Source organism: Bacteroidales bacterium, from assembly GCA_035647615.1.
GTDB lineage: Bacteria > Bacteroidota > Bacteroidia > Bacteroidales > 4484-276 > SABY01.
In genome coordinates, this window is sequence record DASRND010000005.1 from 22,949 (window position 1) to 35,957 (window position 13,009).

General features: G+C 44.1%; 12 protein-coding genes. 2 read left to right on the forward strand and 10 right to left on the reverse strand.

Features of this window, described 5'->3' with window-relative positions:
- Window positions 1-204 precede the first annotated feature (204 nt).
- Window positions 205-1,416, forward strand: a complete 1,212-nt coding sequence (locus tag VFC92_02230; GenBank protein ID HZK06993.1) for a glycosyltransferase family 4 protein — start codon at window positions 205-207, stop codon at window positions 1,414-1,416.
- Between the two features lie 71 nt (window positions 1,417-1,487).
- Here VFC92_02230 and VFC92_02235 read toward each other — a convergent pair whose 3' ends face one another.
- From VFC92_02235 to VFC92_02265, 7 genes are all read right to left on the reverse strand, one after another.
- Window positions 1,488-1,961: a methyltransferase domain-containing protein gene (locus tag VFC92_02235; GenBank protein HZK06994.1), complete on the reverse strand. Its 474-nt coding sequence runs from the start codon at window positions 1,959-1,961 to the stop codon at window positions 1,488-1,490.
- A 68-nt stretch (window positions 1,962-2,029) separates the two neighbouring features.
- Window positions 2,030-3,217, reverse strand: a complete 1,188-nt coding sequence (locus VFC92_02240) for a glycosyltransferase family 4 protein (protein HZK06995.1) — start codon at window positions 3,215-3,217, stop codon at window positions 2,030-2,032.
- Window positions 3,218-3,267: 50 nt separating this feature from the next.
- Entirely contained in the window at window positions 3,268-4,755 is a 1,488-nt protein-coding gene (locus tag VFC92_02245) for a polysaccharide biosynthesis C-terminal domain-containing protein (GenBank protein ID HZK06996.1), read from the reverse strand.
- A 52-nt stretch (window positions 4,756-4,807) separates the two neighbouring features.
- Window positions 4,808-5,779 (reverse strand): NAD(P)H-dependent glycerol-3-phosphate dehydrogenase, encoded by a 972-nt coding sequence (locus tag VFC92_02250; protein HZK06997.1) that lies wholly within the window; start codon window positions 5,777-5,779, stop codon window positions 4,808-4,810.
- Between the two features lie 23 nt (window positions 5,780-5,802).
- Entirely contained in the window at window positions 5,803-6,795 is a 993-nt protein-coding gene (locus VFC92_02255; GenBank protein HZK06998.1) for a YihY/virulence factor BrkB family protein, read from the reverse strand.
- A gap of 6 nt (window positions 6,796-6,801) precedes the next feature.
- Window positions 6,802-7,647: a carboxylating nicotinate-nucleotide diphosphorylase gene (gene nadC / locus VFC92_02260; GenBank protein ID HZK06999.1), complete on the reverse strand. Its 846-nt coding sequence runs from the start codon at window positions 7,645-7,647 to the stop codon at window positions 6,802-6,804.
- 314 nt (window positions 7,648-7,961) lie between these two features.
- Entirely contained in the window at window positions 7,962-8,396 is a 435-nt protein-coding gene (locus tag VFC92_02265) for a DUF4783 domain-containing protein (protein HZK07000.1), read from the reverse strand.
- A gap of 60 nt (window positions 8,397-8,456) precedes the next feature.
- Between VFC92_02265 and VFC92_02270 the strand changes: the two genes are divergently transcribed.
- On the forward strand, window positions 8,457-8,930 hold the full coding sequence (locus VFC92_02270; GenBank protein ID HZK07001.1) for a 23S rRNA (pseudouridine(1915)-N(3))-methyltransferase RlmH: 474 nt from the start codon (window positions 8,457-8,459) through the stop codon (window positions 8,928-8,930).
- A gap of 15 nt (window positions 8,931-8,945) precedes the next feature.
- On the opposite strand, the gene VFC92_02275 is transcribed toward VFC92_02270, so the two are convergent.
- From VFC92_02275 to VFC92_02285, 3 genes are all read right to left on the reverse strand, one after another.
- Complete coding sequence (locus tag VFC92_02275; protein ID HZK07002.1) at window positions 8,946-9,599, reverse strand: class I SAM-dependent methyltransferase; 654 nt, start codon at window positions 9,597-9,599, stop codon at window positions 8,946-8,948.
- 139 nt (window positions 9,600-9,738) lie between these two features.
- The gene (locus VFC92_02280) at window positions 9,739-10,398 is read right to left on the reverse strand and encodes an outer membrane lipoprotein carrier protein LolA (GenBank protein HZK07003.1); all 660 of its coding nucleotides are present in this window, start codon (window positions 10,396-10,398) and stop codon (window positions 9,739-9,741) included.
- A gap of 13 nt (window positions 10,399-10,411) precedes the next feature.
- On the reverse strand, window positions 10,412-12,922 hold the full coding sequence (locus VFC92_02285) for a DNA translocase FtsK 4TM domain-containing protein (protein ID HZK07004.1): 2,511 nt from the start codon (window positions 12,920-12,922) through the stop codon (window positions 10,412-10,414).
- Window positions 12,923-13,009: the final 87 nt, after the last annotated feature.

A 13,009-nucleotide genomic window follows, 5' to 3' on the forward strand; every position in this document is an offset into this window, starting at 1 on the left:
TTTTATCATATTTGCAGGCGTTTATTTCTGGGTGTGTAAGTACGGCGCCATCAACAAATATGGCCACGTGGCTGAGCGCACTAAACAAGGAAGTGTAACTTTGCTGCGGTAGGGTAATTCAAAATTTGTATCCCTAAAATGAATTAGTTTGGATTAAATAAAAATTATGTTGCACATTTATGACGTTTCTAACATCTGATGGGTATGAAAAATTTGGGAATAATTGTAGATAATGATTTCAACACTGATGTGCGTGTAAGAAGAGAAGTGGATATTTTAAAAAGATACGGATTGAAGATTAGTATCCTTTGTTTTGCTTTCGACAAAAAATCCTATCCTGAAGTTGATGGAGCAAAAATATGTAGAATTGAAATGAAGAAAAAAACAAAAGATATTTTGTTTTTTCTTTTTAACAGAATCCCGTTGTATGAGTTGATTTGGAAGAAAAAGATTAAAAGGTTTATTAATGAAAACTCAATTGACATTATCCATGTTCATGATTTGTACATGTCAAGGTCAGCCCATTTAGCTATTAAATCTCTAAAAAAAGAAATTCCTTTAATCCTGGATTTGCATGAAAACTTTCCCTTTGCAATTCAATCGTACAATTGGACGAAAGGAAGATTTAGAAATCTCATTGCCAATCCAAAGATTTGGCATAAAAAAGAAGTAAGATATTTAGGCTATGCGTCAAAACTGATTGTGTTGTCTGAGTCGTTCAAACAGGATTTATTACAACGATATGAGTTTTTAAATAGGGATGATATAATAGTCTTTCCTAATGTAATTGATTTGAGACAGTTTGAGAAATTTAAACCAAATTCCAAACTTGTAAAAAGTAACAATCTCACGCTAATGTATTTTGGCGGAGTCGCAGAAAGAAGGGGGATATTCGATACTTTGTCTGTTTTTGAGAAGGCATTAGATCGCGGTTTGAACGTTGAATTATTGATAATTGGGCCAGTAGATAAAGCAGATAAAAAAAGGTTCTTTCGAGAGATAAATCATGCAAGGCTCAAAGATAACATCAACTATATTCCTTGGATTGATTTATCCGATTTGGTTACCTATATGGATGTAAGTGATATTTTTTTATCTCCTTTGGTTAAAAATGAACAGCATGATTCTGGAGTAGCTAATAAAATATTTCAATACATGTATGGTGGTAAACCCATAATCGTTTCGAACTGCGAACCCCAAATGGAATTAGTACATTCATTTAACTGTGGCCTTTCATACTCTACAGAACAGGAGTATTTGGATTGTGTAATACGTTTGGTGGAAAATAAACAATTAAGAGAAACTCTTGGTAAAAATGGATTCACCAAGCTATATGAGGTCTATGATAATAAGGATTACGAAAACCTGCTTTTGAAGGTTTATGAAGATTTAGAACTCTCACCATCTAAAAGCTAACTGACTTAAACGAAAGTCAATGAATCAAATTTGAGGTAAGTAGTGAAGTATCTTTCTCATTTACTTGTGATCTAATGACGTTCACAGTAAACGAAATAATATCTCGGTGTAAAATGTCGCAACAATGGACGGATGCCCAATATGCCGGACGCACTTGTCCATTTTTCACTTTGCTTAATTTTCCAGCCGGCTTTGTTGAGCAGCATATCAAATTGTCGTGGTTCAAATTCGTGATAATGTCTATCATAGGGGTCATTTTTACTCCAATAAGCGTTAGAAAACCATAGTTTTAATGGAACTGAGATAAATAACTTTTTTGCTTTCATACATTCCAATAAGGGAAAAGGTGAAACCAGATGCTCTAATATTTCAAAGGCAGTAACAATGTCATACGTTTCATCTTTTACAATTTCATAATCTAAATCCAAATCGATATTCTCTTTTGTATTATGAATATTATAACCCTGGTTACTTAATAGATCACTTAAAGGATTTGGAGGTCCCAAATCTAAAATCTTGTCTGACAGTGCGACATGATCTTTCATGAAATTTAAAGTTTTTCGAAACCTTATTTGATGGGTTTTTGCATAGGTTCCCTGAAATTCAATTTTTTTCATATTTCATTGTACAGTTTAATTAATTCTTTAGAAAGAATTTCCCAGTGTAGGCTATTTTCTATTGCCTCTTTTCCATTTAAAGATAGCCTGTGATAAAGCTCCCTGTCGTGAAACAAGGAAATTATAGCATTTGTGAAAGATTGGACATCTCGATCCTGAAATACCAATCCGCACTCAAACTTCCTAACCAATTCTGCCTGTGCAGTAGAATTACTCACTACTATAGGTTTCCCAAATGCTAAATGTTGAAATATTTTATTAGCGTAGGTAGTGTCATGATGTAAATTTCTATGAATCGGACAAATTCCGACATCGCTTGATATTATGTAAGAAGGGAAAAGACTAAAATCCTTCCACCCAACGAAATCAACATACTCTTCAACCCCTAATTCCTTTACTTTATTTTTCAACAAATAATCCGTTTTACTTTGGCCAACGATCACTAATTTTATGTGAGGGATTTTATTGATCAAATCAGGCAATGATGATATGGCAGTTTCTAGTCCCCTTCTAAGTCCAGTATCACCAAGATACAGAATTGAATAGTTGTTTTTATACAGATCAACAATTTCGTTCTTAATCAATGGATTCAGATAGAAACCCTTTCGGACTGTATTTGGGACAACGTGTATTTTCTTCTCATCAATAGGGACAGAGTGTGAATAGTACTGTTTTGCCGCTTCTGTAACAACAATCAATTTGTCAGCACGCTCAATGTATTTATATTCGAATTTTTTCCATTTTTTAGGGCTGATTAATATTTTCCCAATAAGCGTGTTTACATGAGAATAATACTTCATGATTTCAGGTCTATTTTCATGCAAGTCAAGTACAATTGGGATGTCTAATCTTTTAGTAACCCAAAAAACACTACGTGCAACCTGAATATCATGGATGTGAAAAGCATCTATTTTATTTTTTACCGCAAAGGTTTTAATGAACTTAGCAACTTTGATATGGTAAAAAGGAAATGTGTATGCAAGAGCTGATAGTTTATAAATGACTTTGGAAACATTGTACCGACAAACTGTAATACCATTAATAATTTCTTGCTTTTGTTGATTGTTTGAATAATCAAAACAAAATAAAAATACATGATGCCCGCATTCAATCAATGATATGGCCTCGTTTTCAACCCTAGGATCTGGAGGAAACGAATTGTCCAGAATCATCCCGATATTCATAGTTTCTTTGTTGTTGATTGTGTAAAAGTATTAATAAGCCCTATTATTGTTTATCGAAACCGCCTAAACAGAATCTTTATCACCCCGTCAACCCTCCCATTCACATCCTCCGAAATCTTTAATAAATACACCGGCACTACAAACGAAATGGTGAGGAGGGTGCTGCGCACGATGATGTCGATGATGTAGTTGGGCAGCGCTGGCAGCAGTGTGCTCAGATACCAGGCTGCTACCGCTATCAGTGCCAGCCACAGGTGGCGGTAGCTCAGCGGCTGAAAGCCAAAGTGGTGGCGGATAAACCAGAATTTAACGCCGTTGAACAAAACCTTCGACAAAAACGAGGCGATGGCTGCGCCCACAATTCCGAAGATGGGGATCAGCAACAGGTTGGTGATGATGATCAGGGCGGCAAAAAACACAAGAAGATAAGTCTGCCAACGGTAGAGATGCGAAGTGACGATGATATGCGAACTCATGCCCATCACCACGTCGGCCAGGTTTGCAAGTCCGATAAATAAGATCACATATCGTCCTCCAACGAATTTGTCGCCCACCAGATGAAACACGTTCTCGATGTTGCCCCAGATGCCGATGAATAGCAGCAGCCCCATCACCGTAAGGGTAATGCTGCTGCGGGTGTAGATGTTGCTGATGGTGGCGCGGTCGTCGGCTTTCCAGGCTTCGGCTATCACCACCGAACCAATTTTACCCATGGTGCGCATCGGCACCAGGATGAGTGTGCCAAAGAAAAAGCTGATGGTGTAAACACCGGCCATGCTCAGGTCGTAAAACCTCTCGATCATGATCACGTCGATGCTCATCACCAGCACTCCCGAAAAGCTCGCCATGATGCCAAATACCGCCACGCTGATCATATTCTTTTTCAGCGTCTGATCCACGTATTTAAAGCCAGGCCGCAGATGAAGCTGCCCGCTCATGGACAGAGAAACGACAAACATTACCGATGGTGCTGCAAAGGCAAGTATGTAAAGCCAAACCAGTACGGTAAAATCCACCAACGAAAAATAGTAAAGTCCCACAACAACTATGATCAGAAGGCGCTGTGCAACCTCTTTATAGATGATCCCTTTTACGGCATTAAAAAGCACGCGGTAATAGGTGTCGAGCAGCCCGAAGAGCAGTGTGAAAAAGGTGAGTGGGACGACGGTATAAAAATATTGAACAAACAGCGACGAGTTTTCCTTTGCCTCGCCGATGATCCAGGGTTTCAACAGCACATAGCCCAATGATGAAACAATAAAACCAGCCAGCGCTACTACCAGCGCGATGCCCAGAAAACCTTTGTGCCCGCTGGCCGGATCTCTGAAAAAAGGAAATAGTTTCACCATCACCGTATTCATGCCCAAGCTGGCAAAAATTGCAATGATGGCCGAATAGGATACCAGCAGTCGCAGCAGCCCGATCTCTTCGGTTTCGAGTACACGCGTAAAAATAATAGCTGTGGTGAGAAATCCCAGACCCACGCCGATGTACGACCAGATGACCCCCGAAATGCTTTGCCGTTGTATTACGCCCACAGTGTTTTTGGTGTTAATTTTTTAAGATGATTTTTGCAATAAGCAATCGGAATCACACGCGGTGCAGCAGTTTACTCACAAAGCGCGAAATGTCGTACTCGCTGTTGAACACTTGATGCAGCTCATCGAAAATTGGGAAGTCAGCTGTAGGGATTTCGCGTTTTACCAACTCTTCATAAAATACGTTGCAGGCAATACGTCCTTCGAGCACCACCTTTTCGGAGATATAATCCGTAAAGAAACCTTTGCCGATGAGCAACCCCAGCGTTCGGTTGCGGCTCAGGTCGTTGAGCGAAGTCAGCGCAAAGTCGCCGATACCGCAATAGTTGAACAGCGTTTCTTCTCTGCCGCCAAAAAGCAGCAGGATGCGTCGCATCTCTTTGAAGGCTTTTGTAAAAATCATAAACTTCAGGTTGGGCGACTCAAATTGTGCGTCGACAACCCCGATGACGATGGCGTAAATATTTTTGAGGATGCTGAGCATTTCCGCCCCGCGGATGTCGGTAGAGTGATCGGTGTGGATGGTGGTTTGTGCAAAAAGGGTTTTGAGCTGCTGATACAGCGTCTCATTTTGGGTGCCGATGGTGAAAGCTGTTGGCTGGTTGTTGATGATTTCTCGCGCAAACGACGGCCCTTTCATCGTAGCCACCGGGTTGGGCAAATCTTCGGCAAGACATTCGACGATGGTGCGGTTTTCGTTGCCAAAGCCTTTGGCCAGGTTGATGAGCGCCGATTCGGGATGAATGGCATGGCTATGGATAAAATCTACCACGCTTATCGATGGGATGGCTATAAAAACCAATGCTTTTTGCTGTAAAAGTCCAAAATCCATCGAAGCTTTCAGACCCTCTTGCAGGCGGATGTTGGGGAAATAATTAACGTTAACATGCTGTGTGTTAATCTGCTCAACCACTGCCGCCTCAATCGAAAGCAGAGTTACGTCCACGTTTTCTTTGGTGGCCAGCACATTGCCCATCGCTGTAGCAATGGCTCCTCCTCCAATAAAAAATATCTTTTCAGTCATACTTTTTTGATAGGTTATTTATTTTATGAATGTTCCAGTGTCTCTACCTCGCTGGCCGGAGCAAGATCGTTCCTGGCCATCCTGATACTTGCGTTAAGCTCAAAGCCGATGAGCACGATGATGCTATTGAAATAAATCCACAACATAAAAACCAGTAACGTGCCTATCGATCCATAAAGTGCATTGTAGCGGTTGAAGTTCTCGATGTAGAAATTAAAGCCGTAGGTTGTTAATATCAGCAATATTGTGGTTAGTGTGGAGCCGGCCGAAAAAAAGTGGAACTCGCCCCGACGCGCGGGAGCAAAATAGTACAGGAATGAATTGGTAAACAAAAACAACGAAATGATGAGTACCCAGCGCAAAATCTGAATGGTGACGATGGTAAAAAAATCGGTGAGTATGCCTTCGTTCATCAGCCAACGGATGATGTAGCCGCCGATGATTGACAAAGAGATAAGAATGATGATCAACACCGAAATCACTACCAGCAAAAACAGCGATACGATTCGCTGCTTGAACCACGAGCGCGTTTCGATGGTATGGGCGGTGGAGTTGAAGCCTTCGATAATCGAAGCGATGCCATTGGTCGCAAAATACAACGCCAGGATAAAACCAATGGAGAGCAGGTCGCTGCGCGGGCGTGTGATGATTTCCGTGAGCGTGCTGCTCACGTGCCACCAGAGTGTAGCCGGAATTACTTCTTGCAAAGCGTTGAGTAGAGTAGGCTGAAAGCCCTGGATAGGTACAAAAGGAATGATGGTGAAAAAAAATAATATGGTCGGAAACAGTGCCAGGAAAAAGCTGTACGATACCGCCGAGGCGCGCATGGTAAGTTTGCCCTGGAAGAGTCCCTGAAAGAAAAATATTAAAACCGTGAAGAGTGGGATGCCGTCGAAGCCAGGCAGCACTATTTTTCGCAGTTGGCGTATGATAAAGGCTGCGCTGTTGCGCAAAAAGATTACCAGACGCTTGTCGCGTTTGCCGGAATCATGGGGATGACGTTTTAACGGATTCACTTTTTGTTATTGCTGATGATGCACCGCTTTCAGGCTCATATCGAGGCTTTTTATCTGATGTGTCAGTGCACCCGATGAGATAAAATCGACACCGGTTTCGGCATAGCTGCGAATGTTTTGTTCGGTGATGCGTCCGGAGGCTTCTGTCTCCAGTCGGCCATCAACAATACCGATGGCGCGCCGTAAATCTTCAGGCGTAAAGTTGTCGAGCATCACACGGTGTACGTTGCCGCTTTCCAGCACCTGTTGCAACTCGTCGAAGTTACGCACCTCAATTTCTATGTTCAGATTCATCTTTTTCTCCTCCATGTATTTGTGTGCCGCCTGGATGGCTTGTTGTATGCCGCCGGCAAAATCGACATGATTATCTTTTATTAAAATCATATCGTAAAGGCCGTAGCGGTGGTTGGTGCCGCCACCTGCTAACACGGCTTGCTTTTCGAGCTGCCGGAGCAGCGGTGTGGTTTTGCGAGTGTCGAGCAAGCGCGCGGACGTGCCGGCAATCAGATCGGCCATCTTACGGGTGGAAGTAGCAATACCGCTGAGACGTTGCATAAAGTTGAGCGCCAGCCGCTCTCCGGTGAGGATGGAACGACTGCTTCCCGAAAGGGTAAAAACAATGTCGCCCACCTTCACTCTGGTGCCGTCTTTCATCAAAGGTGTGAATTGCAGCGTGTGGTCAAGGATTTCAAAAACCCTTTGTGCCACCTCTATGCCGGCCACTACGCCATTGGCTTTGATGAGCAGTTGTGCCTCACCAGTGGCCGTTGCCGGGATTGTTGAAAGGGAGGTATGATCGCCACTTCCAATGTCTTCGGCGAGCGCTTGTTTAATCAGTTCATCTAAATTCATAACCTGAAAATATTTGCTGCAAAGGTAGCAAATCGATGGTTATTTGATTCCAGCCTAAAAAGTGGATGGTAACGAGGGAAAACCCCGGGGGTTGGACGAGGCTCCGATTCGTCCGGTCTATTTTTACAGGCTGTGCCTGGCGCACACTTTATTATTAAAAAAGAAAAGCAGGCAAATCCTGCAAAAATAAATGCAACTCAGGTAGAGCCTAAGTTGAACACAATCGTATTGAATAATGAAAGTAATGAAGGGCTTGTCGAAACCAGCGTAGTCGAAGGGACTACTAACTGTGGGCTGAGAACTGCCGGCTGAGATCATTTTTCTTCTTCAACCTGCAGTTGTTGTATCAGATCTATGCCGTCGCGCTTTTTGGTGAGAACATACAGGCGATAAGTTTTTTGTTGGGAGGTTTGCAGCACTCCGATCATATAGCTGGAGCCATCGTTGGAAGTGCCGTTGTGCTCGGTGGTAAAATTGCTGACAGGATTTTTTTCAAAGAACACTTTTACCAGCTGCTCCGCTTGCTTCTTGCTATAGGTGCCGTCGTTTGTAGGAAGCGTCAATGCAACGGTTGTATTAAAATGATTTGCCAACGCGGTGGCGTTTCCGCTGGTGAGTGCTGTAGTTATTTTCTGCATCGTTTCAGCATTCTGCGACATTGCAGGAGTGGGCCATAGCACGATCAGCAGCATCAGCAAAAGTGTGCCTGTAGAAATTATTTTTGTGGTGCTGGCTATGAAGCTTTTCATGATTTTTTGGTATTGTTGCAAAGATAAAAAATTTCGGAAATACAATTCTGTTTAATTAAGATGAAAATACGTTTTGTTCAGGTAGGAAAAACCTTTCAGGATTTTGTTGTTGCCGGATGCCAGAGCTACCGCAAGCGATTGATCAATTACCTGCCATACGAAGAGGTCGTGGTGCCTACATTGAAAAATGCCCGCGGGTTTAGTCCCGAGCAATTTAAAGCGCACGAAGGCGCGCAGATTCTTAAAAAGCTCGATTCGCGCGACTCTGTGGTGCTGCTCGACGAGCGCGGAGCTTCCTACACTTCCGAAGGCTTTGCCGATTTCCTGCAGCAGCAGATGAACAGCGGAATCAAAAATCTTTGCTTTGTCGTTGGCGGCGCCTATGGCTTTTCACCCGAAGTTTACAGCCGCGCTCAGGCACAAATCTCGCTTTCCCCCATGACGTTTTCCCACCAGCTCATCCGCCTGATTTTTCTCGAACAGCTCTACCGCGCCATGACCATCCTGCGCAACGAACCCTATCACAATGCGTGACAGTGCTGTTTTGGTTTACTTGTTTTCTTCCTGCTGTGTGGTCGTTTTTGTTGCTTTAATTACTACAAAACTTCCTTCACCGAAGCCCTCTCTGGGTTGTTCGATTTTTTCGCTATTATTTTTAAAAAGTGTTTGCCAATATTTTAGGTTTTTGAACCCGGCATGTTTTATCAATTTCGTTATTTCTTCTGTTGAGTGAAAATGAGCGTCTCTGTAGAAGAGATTCGTATTTTTTTCCTTTTCATATTTTTTACCTATCTCACTGTTTTGGTCGATAATGGCAAGAATCACTTCTCCTTGTGGTTTTAAAATTCGATAAACTTCTGAAAATGCTTTTGGTATGTTATTAAGGAAACAAACCGTTGTTACCATCAAAGCAAAATCGAACGAATTGCTGTCGACAGGAAGGTTTTCAGCAACAGCTCTTAGTACTTTAATCCCTTTTTTTTCTGCCATCCTTGCCATATTTTCGGATGGTTCCACTCCGTATTTTATATCGAGAACCTGGGCAAAACGCCCGGTCCCTACGCCAATTTCAATTCCTGTTTTTCCGGGTGAAATTGCTTGTTTAAGAGCTGATAATTCGGATTGATAAGGGATGCTATGCATTTCAAACCAATCATCATATTCCAAAGCATTTTCGTCAAAAACGCTAAAACTGCTTTTCATTGTTATTTATTATTGTGATACGTCATTGGCTTCTAACCACCCATCTCTCACTATTCATTTCTACTACTGCCCACTCATTGTATATCGCCTATTGGAGATTGCTGACTGAAGACTGCCTGCTGAGGCCTGCCTCCTTCCTCTATCTCATATCAATAATTTCATAATCGGGATATTGCGACTCGACGAAGGTAAAATCGCCGGATTTTAAGGCTACGTTGGGTTTGAAGCTGGTAAGAGTGTATGTGTAAACGCTGCCGTTGTAGTCGAAGATTTCGATGCGGTAGGGTTGCATCTCGCTGCGACGGACGTAAAGATTCACGTTTTTAAAATTTTCTTTTTTATTGGGTGTCAGCTCCAGCATATAGACATTTACGCCATTTATAGTCTCGGTTTTGGAGGCAAGTTTGGATTTGTAGTTTTTGCTGTAGTCGGTCAGCATTTTGGTAGGGGAGAAGGCCTCGTCGTTGTCGCCTACTTCATTTACCTGCACCTCTTCGGCATCTTTTATCACCGTCCAGATGGTTGTTCCGTCGGAGATGACGAGCTGCCCGGCAATGTCGAGACGGTATTTGTCGCCGCTCACCAGCGCGCTGCCGGAAGTGGTTTCGTTGATGTTGGCTTCAGGATTGTCCATCTGATAGGTAAAATCCATTTTTATCGATTCGTAGGCTTTGGTTTTGGTGGTAACCTCGTCGAGGATCTCGCTGGCTTGTTTGTCTTTGGATTGGGCATTTATTTGCGGGATGCCGAAAATGAGCAGCGCTATAGTTGCCAGAAGTACTTTTCTGATTGATGTCATGATTTTTAGATTTTTAATTTCGTGTGTCGAGATCTTTCAAAAACTGTTCCAACTCTATTTCCGTTTTAATAATTACTTCGCGGGCTTTGCTTCCTTCGAAATGCCCCACTATGCCGGCGGCTTCCAGTTGATCGATGATGCGACCGGCACGGTTATATCCGATCTTCATTTTGCGTTGTAGCAGCGATGTGGAGCCTTGCTGTGTTTGAACCAGAAGGATGGCAGCGTCTTCAAAGAGCGCGTCTTTCTGGTCGGGATCAAACTCGGTGATGCCTTCATCCTGTTCGTCGGCAAACTCTGGCAGGTTGTAGGCGCTGGGGTAGGCGCGCTGCGAACCGATGTATTCGGTGAGGCGGTCGATTTCCGGGGTGTCGATGAAGGCGCATTGCAGCCTGATGAGGTCGCTGCCGGTAGAGAGCAGCATGTCGCCGCGACCGATGAGCTGGTCGGCGCCGGGGCTGTCGAGGATGGTGCGTGAATCGATTTTGGAGATAACGCGGAACGCCAGGCGTGCAGGGAAGTTGGCTTTGATGCTTCCGGTTATAATATTTACCGAAGGCCTTTGTGTGGCGATGATCAGATGGATTCCTACGGCGCGTGCGAGTTGTGCCAGTCGCGTAAGCGGTATTTCTATCTCTCTGCCTGCAGTCATAATCAGGTCGGCAAATTCGTCGATTACCAGCACGATATAGGGCATAAAGTGGTGTCCTTCGATCGGGTTGAGCCGCCGTTGCAGAAACTTAACGTTGTATTCTTTTATGTTGCGCACTTGGGCGTCTTTGAGTAATTCGTAGCGCGTGTCCATCTCGATGCCGAGCGAATTGAGCGTGCGCACTACTTTGCGCGTGTCGGTGATAATGGCTTCCTCGGAGTCGGGCAGCTTGGCCAGAAAGTGGCGCTCAATTTTCGAGAAAAGCGTAAGCTCCACTTTCTTTGGGTCAACCATCACAAATTTAAGCTCCGCCGGATGTTTTTTGTAAAGCAGCGAAGCGATGATGGCGTTGAGGCCAACGGACTTTCCCTGCCCGGTGGCGCCGGCCATAAGGATGTGCGGCATGCGCGTGAGGTCGGCCACAAATACCTCATTGGAAACGGTTTTACCCATTCCAAAAGGCAGCTCATAAGTGGCATTCTGGAATTTTTCCGATGCCAGCACCGACTTCATCGAAACGATGTCGGGCTTTTGGTTGGGCACCTCAATGCCGATGGTTCCCTTGCCGGGGATGGGTGCGATGATGCGGATTCCCAGCGCCGACAAGCTCAGGGCGATGTCGTCTTCCAGGTTTTTTATTTTCGACACGCGGATGCCTGGCGCAGGCACTATTTCGTAAAGCGTCACCGTGGGTCCAATGGTTGCCTTTATTTTCTCAATTTCAATCTTGTACTGACTGAGTGTTTCGACGATGCGGTTTTTGTTGGCCTGCAGCTCGTCGTTTTGCACATTAACGTGTGTTGCTCCGTAGTCGCTTAGCAAGTCGAGTGGCGGAAATTTGTAGTGCGGCAAGTCCAGCCGTGGGTCGTAATCTGTTTCCAAACTACCTTTTGGCGGTTTGGGTGCCGGGGCTGGTAGCGGTGCCGGTTCGGGTGGCGTCACAGACTGCTCTGAGGGATTTTCGATGGTAAAGTCTACTTCTGGTGGGGGCAACTTGCGATTGGTTTCGCGTGCGGGCTTTTTATCAACTTTAAGTTCTACAGTGGCCGGATAGTCGGTGAGTGCAGGTTCCTGTTTGCGACGGGGAAAACCTTCGAGAAGTTTTTCGTTGTCGTCCTCAGGATCAACTGCATATTCCTCCACATTGTACTGACCGCCACGTGGCTCTTTTTTTCCGTTGGCTTTGGTCTTATCTTTTTTCTTATTGCCAAAAAGGCTAAAAGAAGTTTTTTTTGTTTTGAAAATTTTGAAAAATCCAGCTACAAGCAGAAACAGGATCATGACAAAGAACAGCAGCAATGCTGCCCCGGCAGTGCCCAGAAGCGAGTCGATCCATCCGTAGATGAAGAAGCCAAACACTCCGGCCAGGATGCCATCCATCACCGAAGGGACAGCAAAAGCAAATGCTGCCGAAAACCACAGCAGACCCAGCACACTGACTCTGAAAATTTTCCATAAAGGAATACCTGCCTTGGGCCATGCAAGCCGGATGCCTGCCGCAATGGTAAAAATAAGGATGAAAAATGCAGAAACGCCGAAGCTTTTTTTAATGAAGATATTGGAAAGGGCGGCGCCAATCTTGCCCATGATGTTGGCGGCATAGAGTGAGCGGTTGTTGAGGATTTCCCAAAAAGAACGGTTGAAGAGCTGATCGTCGGTTTGCCAGGTGCTCAGGTACGAAACGAAGCTGATGCCCAAAAACACAGAAATCACAATCAGCGTGAGTCCCATGATTTGCTGAAACAGCCGCTTGCGAAACAAATCGACAACAGGCTGAAAGGGATTGCTTAGCTTTAATGGTTTGTTGCTTGCTTTTTTCTTGCGCTTTGCGGGTGCAGGGGCTGACTTTAGTTTATTTGTTTTTGGCGGCATAGATTGTTACGACTCCTCTTTTTTTTGGATTGTGCAAAAGTAATATTTCGAAGCGGATAATTCCGGCAGAAAAGAAAAGGCGCAGGG